Raw genomic sequence first — 26,104 nt, forward strand, 5'->3', positions numbered from 1 at the left:
TCGGGGTGACTTACATAGTGATTTATTTTCTCATCGGACTTATTGTGCTTATTCTAGACCAAGTAACGAAATGGATCATTGCGACGAAATTAACGATTGGGGAAGAGATTAGTGTGATCGGGAACTTCTTCCTCATTACATCACACCGGAACCGTGGAGCGGCATTCGGGATAATGCAAGAGCAGCGCTGGTTCTTCCTGGTCATCACCATTGTTGTCGTCTGTGCGATCATCTGGTATATGCGGCATATGCGTAAAACGGGCAGTGTTGCACTTCTAACAGGTCTAGGGATGATCCTCGGGGGCGCAATCGGCAACTTCTGGGATCGAGCGTTGCACGGGGAAGTCGTAGACTTCTTATTATTCAATTTCGGAAGTTATTCCTTCCCAATCTTCAATATTGCTGACTCAGGTATCGTGATCGGGGTTATCCTCGTCTTGATCGATTCCTTATTCTTAAGCAAAGATAAAGAGAAAGAACTTCCGGTACAAAGTGAGGAACAACAATGAATGAACAGCAAGATCAATTAAGTTCAGAGGCTGATGTTCAGGAATGGACGGTTACCGCTGAATTCCATAAGGAACGTATTGATAAGTATATTACCGAATCGATCGAAGATAACGTGTCCCGTTCTCAGATCCAACTCTGGATTCAAGATGGACATGCGCTCGTGAATGGTCGGGTGGTGAAATCGAATTATAAGCTTGCCGAAGGAGATCGAATTACGTTGACGATTCCGGAGGTGGCAACGGTGGATATTGAGCCTGAGAATATTCCGCTTGATATCGCTTATGAGGATCATGATGTGATCGTGATCAATAAGCCTCGCGGTATGGTAGTTCATCCAGCGCCGGGACATCCATCGGGAACGGTCGTGAATGCGCTCATGTATCACTGCAAGGATCTATCTGGAATTAACGGCGAGCTGCGTCCCGGGATTGTGCATCGCATCGATAAAGATACATCAGGTCTGCTAATGGCTGCGAAGAACGATCAGGCCCATGCTTCGTTAGCTGCCCAGCTGAAAGACCATTCCGTGACACGGAAATATATTGCGATCGTGCATGGGAATATTGCGCATGATCATGGTACGATCGACGCACCGATTGGACGGGATGCAGGAGATCGGAAAATGTACACGGTAACCGATAAGAATAGCAAACACGCGGTGACACATTTTCTCGTGTTGGAACGGTTCGGGGATTATACCATGGTGGAATTGAAGCTGGAGACGGGCCGTACCCATCAAATCCGGGTTCATATGAAATTCATCGGTCACCCGCTTGTCGGAGATCCGATGTATGGCCGAAGCAAAGGAATGCAAATGGATGGACAGGCGCTGCATGCCGCAGTTCTTGGGTTCGTGCATCCAAAGACGCAGAAATACTTGGAATTTGATGCGCCGATCCCTGCAGATATGGAGCATTTGCTAGATCGCCTCCGTACACGTTAACAGGATAGTACAAATGTTCAGATGAAAAATCCATTCCTTTTGGGATGGATTTTCTTCATTATTAGTCAAGAGTAAGGTTGATGATGAGATAGTAGTTTTTTCTGTTAAAAGGAGAGGTAATCATTATGACAATTGAACAATATCAAGCAACGTATATCCAGAAGAGCTTCGCGAACCGCATCGGCGGTGAGAACTATGGGAAAGATACGGCAATCTATAAATTCGAGAAAATTAAACGTGCCAAGGCAGCGGCGAGAAAAGCTTTTCCAGACGTTGAACTCATTGATATGGGCGTAGGTGAGCCGGACGAGATGGCGCCGGCAGGGATTGTAGCGAAGCTTGCAGAAGAAGCCGCGAAGCCTGAGAACCGTGGTTATGCTGATAATGGGATTGCTGAGTTCAAAGAAGCGGCAGCTCGTTATCTGAAAAATGTCTTCCAAGTGGAAGGCATTCATCCAGAGACGGACATCGTACATTCCATCGGGTCGAAACCTGCGCTTGCCATGCTGCCATCGTGCTTCATTAACCCAGGTGATATCACGATCATGACGGTACCAGGGTATCCGATTCTTGGAACACATACGAAATATTTGGGCGGTGAAGTCTATACTGTACCATTGTTGAAAGAGAATAACTTTCTACCGAATTTGAATGAGATCCCTGAAGAGATTGCTCGCCGTGCGAAGCTCTTGTACTTGAACTATCCGAACAACCCGACAGGCGCAAGCGCTACGGTCGAATTCTTCACGGAAGTCGTGGAATGGGCCAAGAAACATGATGTCGTAGTCGTACATGACGCGCCTTATGCAGCGTTGACCTATGATGGCTTGAAGCCGCTGAGCTTCTTGTCTGTGCCAGGGGCGAAGGATGTCGGTGTGGAGCTTCACTCCCTCTCGAAATCATACAATATGACGGGATGGCGGATTGGCTTTGTAGCTGGTAATCCGTTGATCGTGAAAGCATTCAGTGATGTGAAGGATAATAATGATTCCGGTCAATTTATCGCGATTCAAAAAGCAGCGGCTTATGGACTGGATAACCCGCAGTTGACTGAAGAGATTGCTGCGAAATATTCCCGACGTCACGATCTGCTCGTTGCTGCATTGAATGAGATCGGGTTTACTGCGAGCAAACCGAAGGGTTCTTTCTTCTTGTATGTGGAGATGCCTAAAGGTATTAAAGGTGGACAGCAATTCGAGACGGCGGAAGATTTCTCTCAATACCTGATCCGTGAGAAGCTGATCTCTACGGTGCCTTGGACGGATGCTGGGCATTTCGTGCGTTTTTCGGTAACGTTCATCGCGAACGGTATCGAGGACGAGAAGCGTGTTATCGAAGAGATTAAGCGCCGCTTAACGGATGTGGAATTTGAGTTTTGATTGAGATAAAAGGTGAAAAATCAGCTTTTCAGCACCTAAGAGTTTTCGAAGAAAACTTGCTTCGTAAGTATAAGTTTAGATTGCGAGAAGCCGAAGTGTAATGCTTACGAAGAGAGTTTTTCTACGAAAAACTTTTAGAGGACACGGAGTGTAGGCAAAACCTACATGAGGTGAACGCAAGGTTCGATGTCGAAATCGCTACATGACTGACTTCGTGATCAAAATATGTTTTTTCGGCATCCATGTTGACAAGTGAATCATAACGTGGGATAATCCTTTATGAACTTAATAGCACCTTTAATTCAGTCCCGTGAGGCTGGCAAGGTAAACGTCTAAGAAGGATGATTCTGCTGAATTATCCGTCCTGTTCCGCGTATGAACAGACGGGTCGGTGGGGCATGCTTCTATATGAGAAGAACTAACGACAACTCCTTGCTTTCGGGCAAGGAGTTTTTTTGCGTCATCGTGGGGTTATTTTAGGGTGCTATGCGAACAAAGGAGGCAGCGAAATGACGAATGCAGAGCAAATAGTCATTATGGATGAGACAGCAATCAGACGGGCATTGACCCGGATCGCCCATGAGATTCTGGAGAAGAACAAAGGCATTGAGAATTGTGTGCTAGTTGGAATTCGGACGCGGGGAGTATTCCTTGCAAGAAGAATTGCCGAACGGATCAGTGAGATCGAAGGTACGACAATCTCGATTGGTGAACTGGACGTGACTTCTTATCGCGACGATCTACTGAATGAACATGGTGAGGCGAACGAGAAGACGAGCGAGTCAAAATTCCAAGAACCTCCGCAAGCATTTCCGATTCATAACAAGAAAATTATTCTGTTCGATGATGTACTCTACACGGGACGCACGATTCGCGCCGCGATGGATTCGATTATGGATAAAGGAAGACCGCAATCGATTCAACTCGCTGTACTCGCAGATCGCGGTCACCGCGAACTTCCGATTCGAGCGGACTTCGTCGGCAAGAACGTGCCAACATCCAAAATGGAAGAAATCAGCGTTTCACTGCAAGAATATGACGGATTAGATCAAGTATCGATCATTCAACATAGGGGGTCATTCGAATGACATTGACAGCATCGAGCATTAGAGAACGCAGTTTGTTGGGATTATATGATTTGAGCAAGACTGAGATTGAATCCATTCTAGACCGGGCTGCCTACTGGGAAGCTCAACCTAACAAATTGAACCCTGTGTTGAAAGATCGCTTTGTAGCAAACATGTTTTTCGAGAATAGCACAAGAACACGGTTTTCGTTCGAAATGGCTGAGAAGCGCCTCGGCGCACAAGTGCTGAACTTCGCGGCAGCGGCGTCGAGCATGGAGAAAGGCGAATCCATCTATGACACCGTACGGACGTTAGAGTCGATGGGGATCGATGCCGGCGTTATCCGCTTGAAGCCGATCGGTGTACTCCCGCAGCTGGCAGCGAAATTGAACATTCCACTCATCAACGCAGGGGATGGCAACAACGAGCATCCGACTCAAGCACTCCTTGACTTGTACACCATGCGTAAGCAATTTGGCAGCTTGCAAGGCTTGAATGTATCGATCATCGGCGACATTCAACACAGCCGTGTTGCGCGTTCGAATCTATGGGCTCTTCAGAAGTTTGGAGCAAATGTCAGCTTCTGCGCACCTGAGAGCATGCAAGCGCCTGAGCTTGCAGAGCACGCGTCTTACGTCACGATGGAAGAAGCGTTGCAAGCAGACGTCGTCATGATGCTTCGCGTACAACTCGAACGTCACACGAATCGCATGATGAAGTTCGCGGATGACTACCGTGAACAATACGGATTGACGGTCGAGCGCGCGGGTCGCATGAAACAGCATGCGATCATTATGCACCCAGCACCGGTTAATCGTAACGTTGAAATTGATGATGAACTTGTAGAATGCGAGACTTCACGGATCTTCCCGCAGATGGCGAACGGTGTACCGATTCGCATGGCGGTTATGGAACGGGCATTTAAATAGAAGCTGAAGGGACGGTTGACAGATGGGATTGGTAATTAAGAACGCGAACGTATTGAATGCAGCAGGGGAACTAGAACTTAAGACGATTACAATAGAAGATAACCGGGTAACTGGAATCATAGATGCAGGATCCGAAGTTGAATTGAGCGGTGAAGTGATTGATGCGGCGGGCAAGCTCGTTGCTCCAGGATTCATCGACATGCATGTTCACTTAAGAGAACCAGGCTTTGAACATAAAGAGACGATTGCAACAGGAACACGTTCCGCTGCGAAAGGCGGTTACACGACCATCGCTTGTATGCCGAATACACGTCCAGTGATCGATACGCCAGAGACCATCCAATTGGTGTTGGACAAAGCAGCAACAGAAGGCATCGTTCGTGTACTACCTTATGCAGCGATTACGAAAAATGAGTTAGGCCGCGAGTTAACAGACTTCGCAGCGCTCAAAGAAGCGGGTGCGATCGGCTTTACCGATGATGGTGTGGGCGTACAGAACGCACAAATGATGAAAGACGCGATGACATTGGCTGCATCGATGAATATACCGGTTATTGCACACTGCGAAGATGAGTCCCTGGTCGTTGGTGCAGCAGTTAATGAAGGGACGTTTGCGACGAAGCACGGATTGAAAGGCATTCCGAACGAGTCCGAAGCGATCCATGTAGGCCGCGATTGTTTACTAGCCGAAGCGACAGGCGTACATTATCATGTCTGCCACGTTAGCACAGAGCAATCCATCCGCTTGATTCGTCAAGCGAAGCAGTTCGGTGTCAAGGTAACTGCTGAGGTATGCCCGCATCACCTCTTGTTATCGGAAGAAGATATTCCTGGGCTTGATGCGAACTGGAAAATGAACCCGCCGCTTCGTTCACCACGTGATGTACAAGCTTGTATCGAAGCGCTTGAAGATGGAACAATCGACATGGTCGTTACGGATCATGCACCACATAGCCAAGAAGAAAAAGCCAAAGGGATGCAGCTCGCACCATTCGGTATCGTAGGATTCGAGACAGCCTTCCCATTGCTCTATACGAAATTCGTAGCTACAGGCAAATGGACGCTAGATTTCCTAGTCAGACGGATGACGGCGGATCCAGCAAGAGTATTCGGGCTTGAGACTGGTAAGCTAGAAGTTGGAGCACTTGCAGACATCACAATCGTAGATTTAGAGTCCGAGCAAGCCGTAAATCCAGAGACATTCTTATCGAAAGGCCGCAATACACCATTCACAGATTGGCAATTAAAAGGCTGGCCTGTCGCAACAATCGTCGATGGCAAGCTCGTGTGGTCAGCGGAATAATAAATTTTTCACAAATAAAGCTCGGTTGTGGCTATGCATAACTATGCAAAATAAAGTATAATTATCACGTTAGGTTTATTTTACTCGAAGGGTGTGTTACGAATGCAAGCAAGATTGTTGTTAGAAGACGGCACATTGTTTACTGGAAAAGCATTTGGTGCTGAAGGACAGTCGACAGGTGAGGTCGTATTTAATACAGGGATTACAGGGTACCAAGAAGTTATCTCGGACCCATCCTACTGTGGTCAAATCGTTACCATGACGCATCCATTGATCGGTAACTACGGGATTACGCGTGATGATTTCGAATCCATCCGTCCTTATATCCACGGCTTTGTCGTGCGTCGTCATGAACCAGTACCGAGTAACTGGCGTGCACAATATACATTAGATTCATTATTGAAAGAATACGGCATTGTAGGGATTAGCGAGATCGATACTCGCATGTTAACACGGATCCTTCGTAACCACGGAACGATGAAGGGTATTCTGACAACAGGCAATATGCCTGTGGAAGAGTTGAAGGAAATGCTCGGTGTGTCTGAGATCATGTGTGATCAGGTTGCACGTACATCGACGAAAGGTTCCTTCAGCAGCCCTGGCGACGGCGAGCGCATCGTTCTCATCGACTACGGCGCGAAGAGCGGAATCTTGCGCGAATTAACGAAGCGCGGCTGTGATGTGGTTGTTGTGCCTCACGATACAACAGCGGAAGAGATTCGCAGATTGAATCCAGACGGCATTCAATTGTCGAACGGCCCTGGGGACCCGAAAGATGTACCGCATGCGGTTGCAACGCTGAAAGAATTGCTTGGTGAATATCCGATTTTCGGAATCTGCCTAGGCCATCAATTGTTCGCTCTTGCTTGCGGCGCGGATACGACACGTCTGAAATTTGGTCACCGCGGTGGGAACCATCCGGTTAAAGAATTAGCTTCGAACCGCTGCTTCATTACATCCCAGAACCACGGCTATACGGTGCTCGAAGATTCCATTATCGGCACAGAGCTTGAAGTTACGCACATTAATAACAACGATAAGTCCATTGAAGGACTCAAACATAAGAAATACCCAGCATTTACGGTGCAATACCATCCAGAAGCTGCGCCAGGACCTTACGATAACAGCTACTTATTCGATCAGTTCATCGAGATGATTCGCGATCATAAAGCTGCAAATCCAAAGGCGCCTCGTCAAGCTGAAATCGTCGCTGCCATGAAAGGAGATCTATAATATGCCTAAAAATACTGAACTGAAGAAGATTCTCGTCATTGGTTCCGGTCCGATCGTGATCGGGCAAGCAGCAGAGTTCGACTATGCTGGTACGCAAGCTTGCCAAGCGCTCAAAGAAGAAGGTCTCGAAGTTGTTCTGATCAACAGCAACCCAGCGACGATCATGACAGATACAAATATGGCGGATAAAGTATACATCGAGCCAATTACACTTGATTTTGTAACGCAAATCATTCGTCAAGAGCGTCCAGACGGCTTGCTGCCAACACTCGGCGGCCAGACAGGTCTGAACATGGCGGTTGAACTTGCCAAAGCAGGCGTACTTGAGCGCGAGAACGTGAAATTGCTCGGCACACAGCTGACTGCGATCGAAAAAGCAGAAGATCGTGACTTGTTCCGCGACTTAATGCGTGAACTAGAGCAGCCCGTACCGGAAAGTACGATCGTTACAACCGTACAAGAAGCAGTAGACTTTGCGAATGAAATTGGCTATCCGATTATCGTTCGTCCGGCATACACACTCGGTGGTACAGGCGGCGGGATCTGCGCGAATGAGGAAGAATTGCTCGAGACGGTTGCTTCCGGTATCCGCTACAGCCCAATCAACCAATGTCTGATTGAGAAAAGTATTGCAGGGATGAAAGAAGTCGAATACGAGGTTATGCGCGATGCGAACGACAACTGTATCGTCGTATGTAACATGGAGAACTTCGACCCGGTTGGCGTACACACGGGTGATAGTATCGTCGTAGCGCCAAGCCAAACCCTATCTGACCGTGAATATCAAATGCTGCGTTCCGCATCGCTTAAGATCATCCGCGCACTCAATATCGAAGGTGGATGTAACGTGCAGTTCGCGCTTGACCCGCATAGCTTCCAATACTATGTCATCGAAGTGAATCCGCGTGTCAGCCGTTCATCGGCACTAGCTTCCAAGGCAACAGGTTATCCAATCGCAAAGATGGCAGCAAAAATCGCCGTCGGATATACATTAGATGAGATCGTTAACCCGGTTACGGGCCAAACGTATGCATGCTTCGAGCCAACCCTGGACTATATCGTAACGAAAATTCCACGCTGGCCGTTTGATAAATTTATCTCCGCGAACCGTAAGCTCGGTACGCAAATGAAAGCAACAGGCGAAGTCATGGCCATTGGCCGGACATTCGAGGAATCCATTCACAAAGCTGTTCGCTCGCTTGAAATTGGTGTGAACCGCATCTATCTGAAGGACGCGGAGTCACTGGATGAAGCAACATTGAACCTGCGTCTGGAGAAGCCGGACGATGAGCGCATGTTCTTGGTGGCAGAGGCGTTCCGCAGAGGTTATACACTGCAGCAAATTCAAGATTTAACGAAAATCGATTGGTGGTTCCTTGATAAAATCGAAGGCATCGTGAAGTTCGAGGCGTTGATCGCGCAAGAGACAAATCTCAGCTATGAGACTTTATATGAAGCGAAGCGCAAAGGATTCACCGACCGTTCGATCGCAGAGATCAGACGGAGTGCGAACCCAGAGCTGTCGATGACACAAGAAGCGGATGTACGCAGCTTCCGTCTATCGCACAACTTGAAGCCAGTCTACAAGATGGTAGATACGTGCGCAGCAGAGTTCGAAGCTACGACGCCATACTACTACTCAACATATGAGACAGAGAACGAAGTGATCGAGACGCCAAAAGAGAAGATCGTTGTCCTTGGATCGGGTCCAATCCGGATCGGTCAAGGGATTGAATTCGACTACTCGACAGTCCATGCGGTATGGGCGATCCAAAGCGCAGGTTACGAGGCGGTTATCATCAATAACAACCCTGAGACGGTATCGACGGACTTCAATACATCGGATCGACTCTACTTCGAGCCACTGTTCTTCGAAGATGTCATGAACGTCATTGAACAAGAGAAACCGGTTGGCGTTATCGTGCAATTCGGCGGTCAGACAGCGATTAACTTGGCAGCGCCACTATCCAAAGCAGGTGTTCGCATCCTTGGAACAAGCTTAGAGAGTATTGATGAGGCGGAAGACCGGAAGAAGTTCGAAGCGCTGCTATCCCGCTTGAATATTGCGCAGCCGCAAGGCAGCACAGTGACATCGGTAGATGAAGCAGTAGGCACGGCACAAGGCCTTGGCTATCCTGTGCTTGTACGTCCATCCTACGTCCTTGGCGGCCGTGCGATGGAGATCGTATACTCCGATGACGAGTTGCTCAACTACATGGAGCAAGCCGTGAAGATCAACCCGGATCATCCGGTCTTGATCGACCGTTACATGTTAGGTAAAGAAGTGGAAGTTGACGCGATCTGCGATGGCGAGACGGTATTGATCCCAGGAATCATGGAGCATATCGAACGCGCAGGGGTTCACTCGGGTGACTCGATCGCTGTATACCCTCCACAACATTTAGCGCCACACTTGAAACAACAAGTGATTGATATTACAATCAAGATTGCTAAAGAACTGAAAACGATCGGATTGGTCAACATCCAGTTCGTCATCTTCAAAGATCAAGTGTATGTGATCGAAGTGAATCCACGCTCATCCCGTACAGTACCATTCCTAAGTAAAGTAACAAGCATCCCGATGGCAAACCTCGCTACGAAGGCGATTCTTGGTACGAAGCTTGCGGATCTTGGTTATGTTGATGGATTATGGCCAGAGGATGAATATGTATCGGTGAAAGTACCGGTGTTCTCCTTCGCGAAGCTGCGCCGTGTCGAGCCGACGCTTGGACCGGAGATGAAGTCGACTGGGGAAGTTATGGGTCGCGATGTGAACTATGCAAAAGCATTGTACAAAGGTCTTGTGGGTTCAGGTATGAAGATTCCGCCTACAGGCGCGATCATCGCAACCGTGGCGGACAAAGACAAAGAAGAAGCGACAGAAATTCTACGCGGCTTCTACAATATGGGTTACAAAATCATCGCAACAGGCGGAACGGCAACGGCGCTTGAAAATGCGGGAATGATCGTAACGAACGTGAACAAGTTAAGCGAAGGCACGCCGAACATTCTAGATATGATTCGCAATGGACAGGCGCACTTTGTGGTGAATACATTGACCAAAGGGAAGACACCTGAGCGTGATGGATTCCGGATTCGCCGCGAAGCGGTTGAGAACGGCGTGGTATGTATGACATCGCTAGATACGGTAAGCGCATTGTTAGAGATGCTAGAGTCGATCAACTTCTCGACTCGCAACATGCCGGCATTCCACGGGCAATAAGATCGGCCTTGATCGGCAGTTCGAAGATGAATGATCAACATACCAACAAGGAGGAGAGCCGTAAACGATGAGTCACCGAGATGAAGTAGCAGGTCGCATTATGGTCGCGCTTGATTACCCGAATGCGCAAGCGGCGCGTGAGCTATTACAACAATTACAGGGGATTCCTTGTTATATGAAGGTGGGCATGCAGCTCTATTATGCTGAAGGTCCTGCATTCGTACGCGAGCTGAAAGAACTAGGCTACAAAGTATTCCTAGATTTAAAATTGCACGATATTCCGAATACAGTGAAGAGCGGTGCGAACAGCATTACGAAGCTTGGCGTGGACATGATCAATGTCCACGCAGCAGGCGGCGTCGAGATGATGGCGGCGGCAATGCAAGGTGTGAACGAGGCGATAGAAGAGAATCCTGCGCTGGACAAGCCTATCGTTATCGCTGTCACACAACTCACAAGTACCAGTCAGGACATGCTGAATCAGGAGATCGGTATCGCCGGATCGGTTGCGGATTCCGTTGTAAGCTATGCGAAATTCACGAAGCAAGCGGGGCTTGACGGAGTCGTAGCTTCACCGCTAGAAGTGGAAATGATTAAGGAGGCTTGCGGCAGCGAATTCAAGACGATTACCCCGGGTATTCGTCCTGCGGGCAGCGCGCTAGGCGATCAGACACGTGTGATGACGCCAAAGCAAGCTTTTGAACAAGGTACGGACTTTGTTGTGATCGGTCGTCCGATTACAACTGCTGCGAACCCGAGAGAAGCGATTGAGAACATTATTGAGGAGCTGATTTGAACGTGATTACATTGGAACAAATCCCTGCACAAATTGCGAAGCATCTACTTACGATTGAGGCGGTGGCTTTGCGGCCGAATCAGCCGTTCACATGGACTTCCGGTATCAAATCGCCGATCTACTGCGACAATCGCTTGACGATGTCGTTCCCAGAAATCCGTGAGACGATCGCAGATGGATTCGCTGCAATCATTCGTGCGCAGTACCCTGATGCTGAAGTGATTGCTGGAACGGCTACAGCCGGGATTCCGCATGCTGCATGGGTTGCACAGAAGCTGAACCTGCCGATGGCTTACATTCGCGACAAAGCGAAAGGTCATGGCAAAGAGAACTTGATCGAAGGCGTTATCAAACCGGGACAGAAGGTTGTTGTTATCGAAGACTTGATCTCGACTGGCGGAAGCTCGCTCAAAGCAGCCGTTGCCGTGAAAGAGGCTGGCGCAACACCACTTGGCGTCCTTGCGATTTTCAGCTATCAGCTGGATAAAGCGACGACCGCTTTTGAAGAAGCAGGCATTCCTCTTCAGACGTTATCCAACTATACTGCTCTAATGGATGTGGCAGTGGAGCTTGGTTATGTGCAAGCGGAAGATCTAGCAACATTAAAAGCATGGCGCGAAGATCCGACTTCGTTCGGGAAATAATGCAATTGTCTCAATGAAAGGGCCAAATGACTATACTGTGTATAGTTGTTTGGCTCTTTTTGTTACGGCAAGAACAATGTCCATTTACGCAGAATGCTTGTCTGACGCAGTATAGAGGACAAGTATGGTGTGTTTTTTGCGTTTTCTACTTTTTGCCAAAAACATTAAACTTTTGTCTATAATTATGAAAATAAGTTAAGGCTTTTGTAACTTTTTGCTAGGTCATATCGTTTATAATTCAGGAGTAATCCATCCTTGGGTCAATAATAGTCAAAGGGGGAGCGGGCAATATTATGGCTTGGTTCCGAAAACGATCTGTAGACACACCGGACACGACAACAGACGATGCAACAGATTACATAGAACAAGTAGAAGAAGTAGTAGAACGATCTGAGGAACCGCCTGCTAGATTGCTAGATACGGAGCCGATCCTCGTCGTGAATCAAGTGGAACGCTTTTTTCCCGTCGGGAATCAGCAGCTGCACGTCCTGAAGGGCATCCAAATGGAAGTCCAGCCAGGACAGCTTGTCATGCTCAGAGGAAGATCAGGTTCGGGGAAAACTACGCTGCTCAACATCCTAGGCGGGCTGGATCAGCCTTCGTCTGGCGAGGTTTTTTTCCGCGGGAACCCATTCCACAAGTGGGATGACGACAAACGTACACTAGCGCGTCGAATGGATATCGGCTTTATCTTTCAGGCGTTTGCACTCATGCCATTGCTATCTGCTTGGGAGAATGTTGAACTGTCGCTTCGTATGGCAAATGTGCCGAAGAATGAATGGAAGAGCCGCGTCGAGCATTGTCTCGATCTTGTTGGGCTGTCCAAACGTATGCATCACCGCCCATTTGAGCTATCGGGGGGAGAACAGCAGCGTGTTGCGATTGCGAAGGCGATTGCACACCGTCCGCGTCTCTTACTCGCAGATGAGCCAACGGCGGAGCTAGACTCCCAGATGGGAGCACAGATTATGGCCGTTTTTAAAAACATTATTCGAACAGAACAAGTGTCAATATGTATGACGACACACGATCCTACAATTTTGGAGGTTGCGGACCATGTCTATGAAATGGTTGACGGGAAATTCATCTAAATCAGGGAGGAGGCTACGCCAGATTCTACTAGTATCCCTTTGTGGAGCTATGATGATGACGGCAGGCTGTTCATTACTTCCGAAGGAAGATGCAGAGGAAGTATTGCCGACCATTACACCGCCGAAGATCTCCCAAAAACCGGAGTATGAAGTAACCAAGGGGACGATTGAAACCAAGGTAACAGCAAGCGGTAGATTAATGTCTCAGCAAGAAGAGACGATGTTCTTCACAGCTGATGGCAAGCGCATCAAGAACGTACTCGTGAAGAACGGAGACAAAGTGACCCAAGGTCAGGTGCTCGTCGTGCTCGATATGGAGGATATGCAGAAGGATCTTCGCAAGAAGAAACTCGCGTTCCGCAAAGACGAGATCAATATGAAAGAAACGCTTCGTCAGAAGGATCAAATGGATCCGGTAGAATTCGAACAAGCTTCGATCGTATTCGAAGAGAGCCGTCAAGCGATTACGGACCTTGAGAACGAAATCGCAAAAGGGACGTTGGTCGCTCCATTCAGCGGCACGATTGTCTCGCTTAACGCCGAGAAGGGCGCATTAGTTAAGGCATATGACCCGATCGCGATCGTAGCTGATACGTCCCGCCTTGCTGTAGCTGCTTCCGTTACCAAGGATGACTTGAAGCAAATTGCGGTGGGCATGGAAGTTAACGTGGACATTAACACAGTTGGCAAGACGTTGAAAGGGAAAGTAAAACAGCTGCCGCAAGCGAAGGATGACTCAGGCAATGGTGGATCTGGCGGCGGTCAGAAGCCGGAGAAGCTGGAAGACTTCTTACTCGTACAGCTAGATAATTTGCCGAAGGGCTTAACACGTGGAACACCGCTAAGCATCGCTGTTATTACGCTGCGTCGTGATAATGTGGTAATCATTCCGCAATCGGCACTGCGTTCCATCGGTTCCCGGACGTATGTTCAAGTCGTGGATGAGAATGGGAAGCGGGAAGTCGACGTTGAAGTCGGACAACAGTCAACAACGGATGTGGAAATCGTGAAAGGCCTTACCCCAGGACAGAAAGTAGTGGGTCGCTAATGGGTATTCCACTGCTTCGATTCTTGTTCCGCAAAATGTGGAACACCCGTTGGATGACGTTAAGCACGCTGTTAGGCCTTATTGTTGCCGTATCGTTCACGGTGAGTATTCCGATGTATGCGGACGGTTCGCTCAAGCGCGTTGTAGCGAAGTCACTCCAAGAGAAAAGCGACGGTCTGCCTGCCGGATCGCTATTATTAAGATATCAGGCACCAGGCGGTACGAAGACAGACATCAACTCGTTGAAGTCCGTTGATGATTTTATTCGTGAGCAGATTCCGATCGAGATTGGATTCCCGCATCACGTTTATGTCAGCAACAAAGGCATTCGGGCAACGGAAATATCGCCTGCCGAAGGGACCAATGTCGATACGAGCCGGGCTCGTACGATGTCGCTCGGCGCGCTGACAGGGCTGTCGGATAAGACGGAGATTGCGCTAGGCAAGATGTACTCCGATGCTCATGACGGTGATATCGTCGAGGCGGTTATCCTCGATGAGGCGATGTATCGGAACGACCTACACGTAGGCGATGTTTTCGAATATCCCATATACAGCGGTCTGGATCTCGTATTGAAGGTGAAGATTGTCGGTACCGTGAAGCCCAAGGATGATACGGATGCATATTGGTACCAAGGGCAAGAAAGCCTCATGAATACGTTCTTTATCAGCGACAAGGTATTTAATGACTATATACTCAAAGAATCTAAAGTCCCGTTAAATCAAGCGAGCTGGTATTATGCGTTTGATCTTCGGGAAGTGAAGACGAGTCAGCTTACGCCGCTTGGCAATACGCTTGACCGTCTCAAAATCGAGCTCTACCAGCATCTGAAGGATACGAAGATGGAAATGTCCTTCGCTGATGTGCTGGATGAGTTTAAGGTGCAGAGCCTGCAGCTTCAGACCTTGCTCTTCACGCTCGCGGCGCCAATGATCGCGATGGTCTTCTATTTCATTGCGATGAATGCAAGGCAGGCACTGGATAAGCAGCGCAGCGATATCGCGGTGCTGCGAAGCCGGGGTGCCGGCACGCGACAGATTACGATGATGTATCTCATTGAAGGGATATTCCTCGGGATTATCGCCTTGATCATCGGACCTTTCGTCGGATGGTTCATGGCGAAGAGCATCGGTTCTGCGAATGGATTCTTGACCTTCGTCGATCGTCAATCGATTCCAGTGGGATTGAACTCGCAGGCGATCCTATACGGCGCAGTTGCCGTGTTGATTGCGATTATCGCTAGTGTTATCCCAGCGGTTGTGTTCGCACGGGCCTCGATCGTTAGCTATAAGCAGAAGCTGGCGCGTTCAGATCAGAAGCCGTTCTGGCAGCGTTGGTTCCTGGATATCGTCTTGCTGGGGCTAGCAGGCTACGGCTACTACATGTTTAACCAAAGACAGCTGTTAACGTTCCAGACTGGGATGACGACGGATCAATTGCAAGTCAATCCGTTTTTGTTCTTCGTACCGGCGTTATCGATATTTGCGTTCGGTTTGTTCTTCCTGCGGTTATTCCCATGGATATTACGGTTCGTGACATGGGTTGCGAAAAAAGTGCTTCCGGTACCATTGTATCTGACGATTACGCAGCTATCACGCTCAGCGACATCGTATTATCCGCTCATGATCTTGCTAATTCTAACGCTCGGACTCGGGGTCTATAATGCATCCGCAGCCCGGACGATCGATACGAACTCGACAGAACGTACCTTGTACAAATATGGTGCAGACGTCATTATGCAAGCAGTGTGGGAAGGTTATGCGGAAGTGAATCCGGATGATCAGAAGAATGGCGGAGGCAAAGGCGGTCAGCCTGGGCAAGGTCAAGGCCAGAAGCCAAGTAAAATTATTTACAACGAGCCACCGTTTGAAGTATTTAAGCATTTGAAAGGGGTCGAGGCGGCAACACGCGTGCTCGAGACCAAGGGAAGCGTTAGTGTGTCGGGGACATCCATCGGCAATGGTAACATCCTTGGTATAGATAACGTGGACTTCTCCAAAGTCGCATGGTTCCGGAACGACTTGTTCCCTGTTCATCCGTTTAATTATTTGAACTTGCTGGGCTCGTATGAGAACGCGGTCATTATTCCATCGAATGTGGCAAGCAAGTACCAGATCAAACCTGGCGATATCGTGAACATCTCGCTTCAGAATCAACCGATCGAATTCGTGGTTGTAGGCGTTCTGCCGTATTGGCCGACCCAGTATCCGAAGCAGACACCGTTTTTCATAACGAATCTGGACTATATCTATGATCAAGTTCCGCTCATTCCATACAAAGTATGGTTGAAAATGGAGCCGAAAGCTCTTGTAGCTCCGCTCATCGACGAGCTGGCGAAGAATAACATCGAGCTTGCGACTATTGATGATGTTCGCACAGAGCTGGTCAAGCAGAATAAGCATCCGCAGCGCGGCGGCGTGTTCGGCATCTTAAGTCTCGGCTTCCTTGTATCTGTCATTATTTCATTAATCGGATATTTATTGTATTGGTTCTTCAATCTATCGGGACGTGTCGTTCAGTTCGGCGTATTGCGGGCGATGGGACTATCCAGGAAGCAACTGACAGGTATGCTGCTCTTAGAGCAGATTTTCACAGCCGGATTGTCCATTGTGCTCGGGGTATTGATCGGTAAGTTATCGAGTATTCTGTTCTTGCCGTTCCTTCAGACGACGGAAAATGTCAATATGCAGGTGCCACCGTTCCGTATTGTATTCGAAAATAAAGATACGACGCAGTTGTATATTGTTGTAGGCGTCATGATGCTGACAGGGGCTGCGCTCTTGTTCATGCATATCCGTCGATTGCGCGTGCATCAAGCCGTCAAAATGGGAGAGGAGCGTTAATCGATGATTCATTGCGAAGGACTTGTCAAAATTTTTAAAACGGACGATCTGGAAGTCGTTGCGCTCCAAGGCTTGAATATATCCGTGAAGGAAGGCGAGATGATGGCGATCATCGGGAACAGCGGCAGCGGGAAATCGACGATGCTCAATATTCTCGGTGGGCTGGATCGCCCTTCGGCGGGCCAAGTGCGCGTCGGCGAGTGGGATTTGCTTAAGATTACAGATGAGCAGCTCGTTCAGTATAAACGCAATACGGTCGGGTTCATCTGGCAGAATAATGCCCGGAACCTGCTCCCTTATCTGACCGCGATCGAGAATGTCGAGATGCCGATGATGCTCAGCGGTAAGGTAGACCGTGCCTATGCCAAGCAATTGCTGGAATGGGTCGGTCTGAAAGAGCGGATGTATAACAAGCTGCATCAGCTCTCCGGGGGGGAACAGCAGCGTGTGGCCATTGCCATTTCGCTCGCGAACCGACCTAGGTTGCTGCTAGCCGACGAGCCGACGGGTTCCGTCGATACGCAGACCTCGGACAGCATCATGGCCATTTTCCGCAGGCTGAATCAAGAGCTGGGTGTTACGATCGTTATCGTTACCCATGATCTATCGCTCGCGGAGAAGGTGGATCGCGTGGTCGCTATCCGAGATGGTCTGACCAGTACGGAGTTCATCAAGCGTAACCCGAACTTGGACCAAGGGGAAGAAGCGTTATTAGGCCATGGTGCGCTGCAGCAGGTTCATGAAGCGTACGTGGTCGTAGACCGGGTTGGACGTTTGCAGGTGCCCAAAGAGTACCTACAAGCTCTGCAAATTAAAGATAAAGCATCAATGGAGTTCGATGGGGAACAGATCATTATTCGATCACCCAAATCATTGGAGGGATAACGAGGATGAAGACAAAGTGGAGTAAGAAACTGTTAATGGTAACGTTAACGTTATCATTGTTCGCTCCGGTTCTTGCTGCTTGCGGCAATAGCGAGGAAAAAGAAGCGGGACAAGAGAAAGTATTGCGGATTGGTACGATCTACAGCTACGGAGGCGATGACTCTTACCTGCGCCAGCAATATACAGATATCTATGAGTACACGCATCCGAACGTGAAAATTGAGTTCGTATCTGCGATCGACAATAGCAACTATCGTTACGAAGAGCCGAAGCCGGATCAGAAGCAACCAGATCCTTTCGAAGAGACGAAGAAGCTGCTCTCCGGTCCGAATGCTCCGGATGTCATGATTATGGATACGACGGTATACAAGAAGTTGGTTCGCGAGAACATGTTGAAACAGATGGATCCAATGATTCAACAAGATAAATTTGATACAACGGATATTGTTCCGACAGTAATCGATGGTATTAAAGATTTGGGCGACAACAATATTTATGGCCTAGCGCCAACGTTCGGTTCATCGGCCTTATTCTATAACAAGAAATTCTTTACGCAGAACAATATCGAACCGCCGAAAGACGGCATGACTTGGGAAGATGTCTTCACGCTTGCGCGCCGCCTGAAATCCGGTGATGGCGCCAGCAGAAAGTTCGGGCTACAGTTGAACCGTTGGTCGGGAGATCCGTTCTATGATATGACTGGTACCTACCTGTCTGCGCTTCAGCTGCGCATGTTCGACGACAAGGGCGACAAGATGACCGTAGATACACCGGCATGGGAGAAGGCTTGGAGCACATTCGCAAAGCTTGTATCCGAGAAAGTGATTCCAACGCAAAAAGATTTGCAGGATGACTCATCCAATGGACGTTACAACCCGCTGCAAAGCGATAGCTTCTTGTCCGGCAAAACAGCAATGACGATTGCGGACTACAGCTATGTGAACGATATTCTTGATGCGAACAAAAATGCATCCAAAATTAAAAACTTTGAGAAATTGGATTGGGACGTTGTTACCCTTCCTACGCATCCAGAAGCGCCTGGTATTGGCGGCAACATCTATCTGAACAACTTGATGGGGATCAATGCCAAAGCTCAGAACGATAAAGATGCTTGGGACTTCATCAAATTCTTGAACAGTGAAGAATGGGCGAAGTTGAAATCCCGCAGCAGCTATGAGATTGTCTCCCGTAAGAAATATATTCAACCGAAAGACGGTTTAAACTATAACATTGCAGCATTCTATACGCTTAAGCCTGCAGCACCGAATAATCAAGAGATGGATCTATACAACAAATACCCTAACATTTATCAAGTACAAGAGAAGGGTAGAGAGCTCTTCCAACAGGTACTGGATGGCAAGAAATCTTCTGCAGACGGATTAAAAGAGTGGCAGAAAGAGGGCGACAAGCTGCTTGTCGAGATGAAGAAGAACCCAGGTAAGCCTATTGGCGGCGGTGGGGAAGTTATGAACGGCAGCACGACGGAAGTTGTGCCAGCAGGATAATGAAGAGAAGCCTTGAACTTCGTAAGAAGTTTAAGGCTTTTTTTTCTTGAAATGGGGTATTCTATATGGCATGAAGGTCGTACATTGTGATGGCAGGAGCTGAATAAGAATGAGATGGATATACTGGGGCAGGCTGTATAATACGAAATTTCAAGCAAGCTGCGTGATGAAACGCATTGAGCATGATGCATGGATTTATGGTTATTCTGAGCCGCAGGAAATAGAGATTTTTCGATCGCGTACGGGTCGTTATGGTGTGCGGTTTATCACCTAAGAGAAAAAAGGTTAAGAACGTTAAATTTTTCTTGACTTTACTGCTGTGTATAGTGTATATTTATTTTTGTCGCTATTGATTGAATGACGCGGGGTGGAGCAGCTCGGTAGCTCGTCGGGCTCATAACCCGAAGGCCGCAGGTTCAAATCCTGCCCCCGCAACCAATTCCTTATCATAAGTTCATTGATTAAGGGCCCTTAGCTCAGTTGGTTAGAGCGGTCGGCTCATAACCGATTGGTCGGGGGTTCGAGTCCCTCAGGGCCCACCATGTATACATATTTGCGATGAATTAGATTTTAAGAGATTGATAGATATAAGAAATTATAGATTGACATCTCGATCGAGTTTTGGTAAGATAATATTTGTCTTCACTACATGATCTGTTAGCTCAGCTGGGAGAGCACTATCTTGACAGGGTAGGGGTCAGTGGTTCGAGCCCACTACAGATCATACGAGAAAAACCCTTACATTGTAAGGGTTTTTTGCTTTTTTTAACGCTTATCAGATGTCAGATGAAGAACGGAAGCAGGAACAAATCGCTAAATAAGAAAAATGGAATTCGGCGTTGAAAGAAGCGACGTCGTGGGAAAAACCCAGGGAAAAAACCGAATTGTCTATAGGTCCGAGCATTTGCCGGCATCCCGCTCATCATCTCATTGGTTGGTATCGCGAGGGTGACATACTCATCGTCCACATGAGTGATAAACCCATCATACGAGTGACCATCCGTCGTGGTTATACCTACATATTTATTCATGCAGCTCCAGCAGATTTGTTGATAATTCGTATTCACAGGTAACCTCCTTAAGTATTATTACACAACAGTCTATGGACGATAACCTGTATTGCTCACGTCATTTGCCTAACGCCATTAACGAAAATAAGGAGTCTACGATACCGATACCGTAGACTCCATTCTTATTAGGTTTGTGCTGATGGGGTCGTCTCTTGCTCCGCCTGCAATGGCTCTGAATTTTGGTAATATGCAATGATAAAATCCCGAAACGCTTGTGCTGCCCGGGAGAGATAGTGTTTCTCATGCCAAGCGAGCTGGAAAGAGCTCTTGAAGCTGGGGGAGTCGATGGTCAGCAGGGTGAGATCTCCGAGTGAAGCATCATCGCTTTTATTGCAGGCGCCGATGAATGCGATGCCGAGCCCTGCACGGATTAAGCTTAATTTGGCGCTAGGTTCGTTGACGTCGCACACGTAGTTCGGGATGAGTCCCGCACGTTTGAAGATATCATCGTCCCGCTGACGATACACATGATCCAGCTTGTAGCCGATAAAGGGCTCATTGGCAACCTCTTGCATGCTAATATGCGTACGCTCCGCAAATTTGTGATTCGAAGGAACGGCGAGAAATACTTCTTCCTTCATAATGGGCAACTCGTAAATGCCAGGGCGATTGATTGGCAAGCCGGAGAAGGAAAAGTCGATTTGTCCGCTCTCCAGCAGCGGCGGGATCTCTTCGGTTGTCGTCTGAGAGAGGTGAAATTGAATGTCCGGAAATTTCGCTAGAAAAGCCCCAACGGGGCTGGATAATCGATTCATCGTTGGGGTTGCAACATAAATGCTTCCTTGAGCCATCCCCGCCATATCATTGACTTGTCTTTTACCTTCCTCCAGCAAATGTAAAGCGGCCTCCGCCTTCTCTAGAAACACTCTGCCGAACATATTCAGCTTTATTTGTCGCCCTAGACGGTCAAATAAAGGAACGCCTACATCCTCTTCTAGCCTTGCGATCGTCTTGCTGAGCGCTGGTTGCGCAACGCGTAATTCTTGCGCCGCTCGGGTCATATGTTCGAGTCTAGCAACCGTACGAAAATATTGAAGCTGCAGCAGCTCCATTGGTGCACCCTCCCAATTCATATACTCAATGGAATAAGTAGTATGATATAAGATGTATTTTTTATTATAACTCCTTCATTATAGAATAAAACTCAACAAGCCGCTAATGATTCCCGGGAAAAGAGTAGGTTCGTTGAATTGGATGAAGGTGGGTTTGAGGATGGAGAATCGTGATACAGAAAACTCAGCACAGGCGCTTCAGCTAGGGCGCAGCCGTGATAAGCTGATTCGTATATTTGCAGTTACGCTCGTGATCGCTGTCATGAGTGCGACGCTTTTTAATATTGTGCTTCCTGATATTCGGGCGCAATTCGGTTTATCTTTTGCGCAAGTAAGCTGGATGTCGTCGGCCTACCTGGTGGTCTATGCGATTGGGTCCGTCGTATATGGCAAGCTTGCGGACATGTATAAGTTAAAAGCAGTGAGTACGTGCGGACTTATGATCATGGCTATCGGCTCGTTAATCGGACTTATTGCACAGAATTAGGGGTGCTGCTTGCGGGCAGGGTTATGCAAGCCGCTGGAGCAGCGGTCATTCCTGCCTTAAGCGGAATGATTCCCATTCGGTATTTTCCGTCGGAAGAACGGGGGAAGGCGATCGGAATAGCCGTATCTTCGCTTGCCGTGGGCGGTGTATTAGGTCCAGTTGTCTCCGCCTTAATCGTAAGCGTTGTTCATTGGAGATGGCTGTTCTGTCTCCCCTTGTTGGTTATTCTGGTATTGCCTCTATTTCGTAAGTATTTGGACGATTCACCAGGTCATGGAGGAAAGGTGGACTGGATCGGTGGCAATCTGTTGGCAGGGTTCGTCATTTTCTTAATCTTGTCGATGTCATTCGGTGCTGTGGAACTTACGAGTGTAAGCTTACTCTGTTTTCTCCTATTGATTTGGAGAGTGAGGGTGACGGGGGACCCATTCGTGCAGCCGAAATTGTTTCGTCATAGAAAATATACGATGGGATTATTGCTGGCTTTCGTTATTACAGGGATCGGCTATTCAGTGCCTTTTCTAACGCCGCAAATGCTCGGTGAGGTTTATCGTCTGCCGCCTGGTTGGATCGGTCTATCCATGGTGCCTGCGGCTTTGGCATCTGCCTTGTTAGGGCGCAAAGGGGGTAAAATTGTAGATTCGAAAGGTAGTCAGGTTTTATTTTATTCAGCGACGGTGCTGATGTTGTTATGCTTCTTCTTGATCTCAACCTTCGCGGGCGTGTCTCCATTATGGATCTCCGTATTTCTCATCTTGGGAAATGTAGGTCAATCATTCATGCTGATTGCGATCTCCCACAGCATATCACAGACGCTGCCGCAAGAGCATGCTGGCATTGGGACAGGGCTGCAATCCTTGATGAATTTTATGTCTGGAGCGATTGCCGCGAGCTTCTACGGTACAATGGTTGATCATGGCGCGGAAAGAGGATGGAATCCCTGGAATGGACATGAAGGGGTGCAAGTATTCAGTAATATTTATTTGGCTGCATCTTTGGCTATTGTGATCGTGGGTATCTTGTATTTTGTCTTCTTTCGCAAACGGATCGGGCCTGAGGGGAAAATGCCGCAAATAAAAACACATGGATGAAAGGATGATGGAGCAATATGAAAATAAAAGCCATTGGGATTACTGAATTCGGAGCGCCCGAAGTGCTCCAAGTGATGAATGTTGAAATCGTGCCCCCTGGTTCTGGAGAAGTGCGGGTGAAGGTGAAGGCGGCGGGGGTTCAGCCGGTGGATGCGGCAGTGAGGAAAGGATTCTCCCCGCCTGGGACGGTAGTTACGGTTGGGACGATCCCAGGCAATGAGTTCGCCGGTATCATTGATCAGATTGGTGAGGGCGTATCGCAATTTCAAGTCGGGGACGAGGTGCTTGGTTTTCGTCTATTGGGGAGTTACGCAGATTATGTGATCGTGAGCGAAGAACAGATTGTGCATAAACCGTCGAGGATGCCTTGGGAAGTTGCAGGAGGGTTATCCGGAGCGGGCCAGACAGCGGTTACGGCGCTAGAATTGCTAGATGTCAGCCAAGGGGATACAGTGTTGATCAATGGTGCAGCCGGAGCGGTAGGAACGATAGCGGTGCAAGTTGCACGGGCGTTCGGGGCCTCGGTCATCGGAACGGCGAGTGAAGCCAATCAGGAATATTTGCTTTCGCTGGGTGCGATACCTGTGATCTATGGTGAAGGGCTATCTGAGCGACTTCGCGCGCTTGCGCCAGAAGGCATACACGCAGCTGTGGATGCTGCAGGGGGCGATGGTCTGCGCGTTGCATGCGAGTTCGTCCTGGATAAGAGCCGAGTCGGCACGATTGTTGCGTTCGATGTGGCTAGTGAGCTTGGAATTCGCGCAATACGCAGCCAACGCTCTAAGGCACGGTTAGCAAAGTTGATCGATCTGTATGATGCTGGGAAGCTAAGCATTCATATTCGTGAGGCGTTCCCTATGGAGAGAGCAGCAGATGCGCACACCGTGGTAGAGAAAGGACATGGGCGCGGGAAAGTGGTTCTGGTCATGATGTAGGATGTACGTCAATCTATTGAAGTCGCTGTATGCGTTAGCATCGGCGGCTTTTTTGGCATACCTAGACATGGATCGACAAGAAGGTAAAAATTAGGGTGTGGTCGAATTAACAAAACAGAGAATATGCGGAGGGGGAGCTTGACATGCGCATCGAAGATTACGGCCATCAGCCCCATATGATCGGAGGCAATCCGAATGCTGTGAACGAGCGAATGATGGCATTTCTTGCAAAAATAGAATGAGTCACACCGTCCTGATGCGAAATGTAAAGGAATAGAATAATAAAGGGTGAACGCGTTGAAGCGTCTTAGCAAAGCCGAATTAGAGGAACGCCTTTCTGCGGATGTACGAAAGCGCACGATCATTGATAACACCAAACACGGGCGAATCATAGAAAAGGTGCAATGCACATCACAAGTGGTACTTATCAAATATGGGGATGATCAAGGATTGGGGCAGGAAGTGCGTGCCTACGAACGACTCCGACATTTCCAGTCTAGCAATATTCCGCAAGTCTTCGTCTGTGAAATATCTTCAAGCGGCAATACCTTTCTCGCTTTGGAATGGATCGACGGCAGGCACCCCGATTTTACAAGCGAACGAGACATTCATAGCACCTATTCAGTATTAGGTAAATGGACGGCTGAATGGTCTGATCGCGTCGGCGGCCATGACCAACTTTCTCAAGATACGTTGGATCGATTTTTTGCGTTTAATGATATGCTCGTGAAGCACCAAGAACTCATTCTGACGACAATAGGCGTACGTTTATATAATCAATTGCAGTTCATTACCGCCAATCAGGATTTTATCTTGCATACCATGAAACGGATGCCGAATACTTTTGACCCGGGTGACATTTCTTTACACAATACGATCATCGATCATCATGGGAATGTGATCTTCATTGATTTCGAATATGCCAGTGTCAGACCCATGATCATGCTGTTTGAGCACTATGGCGAAGGCTACGAATCCATCCCGAGCACACCAGAGCGAATCGAGCTCGCCATGCAAGCATTTCTAAAGACCTGGAATGCGAATGCGAGCCAGCCCCTTACTTGGGAACAATTTCAATGCGGTCAAGTTTGTGCAAGATGCTGTTATAAGATGGGGAAATACAACTATTGGATCAAGAGAATGGCTGATGAGAGACATCGAGAAGAGACACTTGAATGGATCAAGCAAGATCTAGCCCCTTTAGAAGAATTGGTTCGCCAGTTAGAACAACTTGTCGTGAACGATGCAACGTCGTGATTGTTCAAATTCACTGTATACAGGATAACAAAACAAAATGGAGGGGATACCATGCGTCGGGATCATTTCATCATTACGGGGACATCAAGAGGGATTGGCGAACAGCTAGCCAAAATACTGTTAGAGCAGAATCACATGGTTCACGGCATAGCTAGAGGTGACTCTACTCTAACCGAATACCAGAATTATACCCATATCCATTATGATCTGAGCGATCCTATGGGCATATCTACCTTGATGGATTCGGTATTCAACCAGATCGATCTCCATCATGCGGATATGATCTGCCTTGTGAATAATGCAGCGATGGCAGAGCCGCTGAAACCGATTGAACAATGCACGCTGCATGAGATTAACCGAAGTCTGCAGATCAGTCTCATCGCCCCGATGCTGCTTACTTCATGTTTTATCCAGCTATCGGAGAATGTGCGAATTCGGCGGAAAATTATCAATATTTCTTCCGGCTCAGGAACGTATCCATCACCGGATATGAGCGTGTACTGCACAGCGAAGGCGGGGTTGAACATGTTCTCGCAATGTGTCGGCTTAGAGCAGGTTCGCAGTGACAACAACCCAGTCGAAATTATTGCCGTAGACCCCGGCATGGTCGATACCGAGATGCAGATGCTCGCAAGAGAGAAGAGAGATGGCGAGTTCGAGATGGCCAAATATTTCAGACATGCGTATCAAACCGGTCAATTACTCACGACAGAAGCGCTGTGCAAGCATTTATTACAGATCATTGAGAAACCATTCGAATCTGGTAAGCTGGTTAAATATACAGAGGTCTAAGCTCTGAGCTGCGTGCTTTTG

The 26,104-nt window shown here is 48.2% G+C and carries 23 protein-coding genes and 3 tRNA genes; 24 read left to right on the plus strand and 2 right to left on the minus strand.

Features of this window, described 5'->3' with window-relative positions:
- The first annotated feature begins 5 nt into the window (after positions 1-5).
- The 19 genes from lspA to GCU39_RS03480 all read left to right on the plus strand — a co-directional run bounded on the left by lspA (position 6) and on the right by GCU39_RS03480 (position 20,123).
- Positions 6-509 (plus strand): signal peptidase II, encoded by a 504-nt coding sequence (gene lspA / locus GCU39_RS03395; RefSeq protein ID WP_321575619.1) that lies wholly within the window; start codon positions 6-8, stop codon positions 507-509.
- Positions 506-1,453, plus strand: coding sequence for an RluA family pseudouridine synthase (locus GCU39_RS03400; RefSeq protein WP_152392220.1), 948 nt, complete (start codon positions 506-508; stop codon positions 1,451-1,453). The genes lspA and GCU39_RS03400 overlap by 4 nt, the downstream gene beginning before the upstream one ends.
- A 125-nt stretch (positions 1,454-1,578) precedes the next feature.
- Positions 1,579-2,832, plus strand: a complete 1,254-nt coding sequence (locus GCU39_RS03405) for an LL-diaminopimelate aminotransferase (protein WP_152392221.1) — start codon at positions 1,579-1,581, stop codon at positions 2,830-2,832.
- A gap of 509 nt (positions 2,833-3,341) precedes the next feature.
- Positions 3,342-3,920, plus strand: a complete 579-nt coding sequence (pyrR, locus tag GCU39_RS03410; protein WP_152392222.1) for a bifunctional pyr operon transcriptional regulator/uracil phosphoribosyltransferase PyrR — start codon at positions 3,342-3,344, stop codon at positions 3,918-3,920.
- Positions 3,917-4,828: an aspartate carbamoyltransferase catalytic subunit gene (locus GCU39_RS03415; RefSeq protein WP_152392223.1), complete on the plus strand. Its 912-nt coding sequence runs from the start codon at positions 3,917-3,919 to the stop codon at positions 4,826-4,828. Before pyrR ends, GCU39_RS03415 begins: the two co-directional genes overlap by 4 nt.
- A 22-nt stretch (positions 4,829-4,850) precedes the next feature.
- The gene (locus GCU39_RS03420; protein WP_152392224.1) at positions 4,851-6,131 is read left to right on the plus strand and encodes a dihydroorotase; all 1,281 of its coding nucleotides are present in this window, start codon (positions 4,851-4,853) and stop codon (positions 6,129-6,131) included.
- Positions 6,132-6,233: 102 nt separating this feature from the next.
- The gene (locus tag GCU39_RS03425; RefSeq protein ID WP_152392225.1) at positions 6,234-7,364 is read left to right on the plus strand and encodes a carbamoyl phosphate synthase small subunit; all 1,131 of its coding nucleotides are present in this window, start codon (positions 6,234-6,236) and stop codon (positions 7,362-7,364) included.
- Between the two features lies 1 nt (position 7,365).
- Positions 7,366-10,587 (plus strand): carbamoyl-phosphate synthase large subunit, encoded by a 3,222-nt coding sequence (gene carB / locus GCU39_RS03430; RefSeq protein ID WP_152392226.1) that lies wholly within the window; start codon positions 7,366-7,368, stop codon positions 10,585-10,587.
- Between the two features lie 67 nt (positions 10,588-10,654).
- A complete protein-coding gene (pyrF, locus tag GCU39_RS03435) occupies positions 10,655-11,383 on the plus strand; it encodes an orotidine-5'-phosphate decarboxylase (protein ID WP_152392227.1) in 729 nt (242 codons plus the stop codon).
- Positions 11,384-11,385: 2 nt separating this feature from the next.
- Positions 11,386-12,027, plus strand: a complete 642-nt coding sequence (gene pyrE, locus GCU39_RS03440) for an orotate phosphoribosyltransferase (RefSeq protein WP_152392228.1) — start codon at positions 11,386-11,388, stop codon at positions 12,025-12,027.
- Between the two features lie 293 nt (positions 12,028-12,320).
- Positions 12,321-13,118 carry an ABC transporter ATP-binding protein gene (locus tag GCU39_RS03445; RefSeq protein WP_152392229.1) on the plus strand — a complete coding sequence of 266 codons (798 nt, stop codon included), beginning with the start codon at positions 12,321-12,323 and terminating at the stop codon, positions 13,116-13,118.
- The gene (locus GCU39_RS03450) at positions 13,084-14,166 is read left to right on the plus strand and encodes an efflux RND transporter periplasmic adaptor subunit (RefSeq protein WP_193726749.1); all 1,083 of its coding nucleotides are present in this window, start codon (positions 13,084-13,086) and stop codon (positions 14,164-14,166) included. The genes GCU39_RS03445 and GCU39_RS03450 overlap by 35 nt, the downstream gene beginning before the upstream one ends.
- Positions 14,166-17,009, plus strand: coding sequence for an ABC transporter permease (locus GCU39_RS03455; protein WP_152392230.1), 2,844 nt, complete (start codon positions 14,166-14,168; stop codon positions 17,007-17,009). The genes GCU39_RS03450 and GCU39_RS03455 overlap by 1 nt, the downstream gene beginning before the upstream one ends.
- A 3-nt stretch (positions 17,010-17,012) precedes the next feature.
- The gene (locus GCU39_RS03460; protein WP_152392231.1) at positions 17,013-17,894 is read left to right on the plus strand and encodes an ABC transporter ATP-binding protein; all 882 of its coding nucleotides are present in this window, start codon (positions 17,013-17,015) and stop codon (positions 17,892-17,894) included.
- Positions 17,895-17,899: 5 nt separating this feature from the next.
- Positions 17,900-19,399 carry an ABC transporter substrate-binding protein gene (locus tag GCU39_RS03465; protein WP_152392232.1) on the plus strand — a complete coding sequence of 500 codons (1,500 nt, stop codon included), beginning with the start codon at positions 17,900-17,902 and terminating at the stop codon, positions 19,397-19,399.
- Positions 19,400-19,508: 109 nt separating this feature from the next.
- Positions 19,509-19,673 carry a hypothetical protein gene (locus GCU39_RS31335; RefSeq protein WP_193726750.1) on the plus strand — a complete coding sequence of 55 codons (165 nt, stop codon included), beginning with the start codon at positions 19,509-19,511 and terminating at the stop codon, positions 19,671-19,673.
- An 87-nt stretch (positions 19,674-19,760) separates the two neighbouring features.
- A tRNA-Met gene (locus GCU39_RS03470) sits at positions 19,761-19,837 on the plus strand.
- A gap of 27 nt (positions 19,838-19,864) precedes the next feature.
- A tRNA-Ile gene (locus GCU39_RS03475) sits at positions 19,865-19,941 on the plus strand.
- Positions 19,942-20,050: 109 nt separating this feature from the next.
- A tRNA-Val gene (locus GCU39_RS03480) sits at positions 20,051-20,123 on the plus strand.
- A 58-nt stretch (positions 20,124-20,181) separates the two neighbouring features.
- On the opposite strand, the gene GCU39_RS03485 is transcribed toward GCU39_RS03480, so the two are convergent.
- The gene (locus GCU39_RS03485) at positions 20,182-20,466 is read right to left on the minus strand and encodes a phosphatidylinositol kinase (protein WP_193726751.1); all 285 of its coding nucleotides are present in this window, start codon (positions 20,464-20,466) and stop codon (positions 20,182-20,184) included.
- A 128-nt stretch (positions 20,467-20,594) separates the two neighbouring features.
- Complete coding sequence (locus tag GCU39_RS03490; protein WP_152392233.1) at positions 20,595-21,521, minus strand: LysR family transcriptional regulator; 927 nt, start codon at positions 21,519-21,521, stop codon at positions 20,595-20,597.
- A gap of 160 nt (positions 21,522-21,681) precedes the next feature.
- Here GCU39_RS03490 and GCU39_RS32365 point away from each other — a divergent pair, with 160 nt between their 5' ends.
- From GCU39_RS32365 to GCU39_RS03510, 5 genes are all read left to right on the plus strand, one after another.
- Positions 21,682-22,008, plus strand: coding sequence for an MFS transporter (locus GCU39_RS32365; protein WP_321575620.1), 327 nt, complete (start codon positions 21,682-21,684; stop codon positions 22,006-22,008).
- Positions 21,951-23,099 (plus strand): MFS transporter, encoded by a 1,149-nt coding sequence (locus tag GCU39_RS03495; RefSeq protein WP_321575621.1) that lies wholly within the window; start codon positions 21,951-21,953, stop codon positions 23,097-23,099. Before GCU39_RS32365 ends, GCU39_RS03495 begins: the two co-directional genes overlap by 58 nt.
- A 23-nt stretch (positions 23,100-23,122) precedes the next feature.
- Positions 23,123-24,034, plus strand: coding sequence for an NADP-dependent oxidoreductase (locus GCU39_RS03500; RefSeq protein ID WP_152397070.1), 912 nt, complete (start codon positions 23,123-23,125; stop codon positions 24,032-24,034).
- 417 nt (positions 24,035-24,451) lie between these two features.
- Entirely contained in the window at positions 24,452-25,291 is an 840-nt protein-coding gene (locus GCU39_RS03505) for a hypothetical protein (protein WP_193726753.1), read from the plus strand.
- A 51-nt stretch (positions 25,292-25,342) separates the two neighbouring features.
- The gene (locus tag GCU39_RS03510; protein WP_152392235.1) at positions 25,343-26,083 is read left to right on the plus strand and encodes an SDR family NAD(P)-dependent oxidoreductase; all 741 of its coding nucleotides are present in this window, start codon (positions 25,343-25,345) and stop codon (positions 26,081-26,083) included.
- Positions 26,084-26,104 lie beyond the last annotated feature (21 nt).

This window comes from Paenibacillus guangzhouensis (assembly GCF_009363075.1).
In the GTDB taxonomy this organism is placed as follows: domain Bacteria; phylum Bacillota; class Bacilli; order Paenibacillales; family Paenibacillaceae; genus Paenibacillus_K; species Paenibacillus_K guangzhouensis.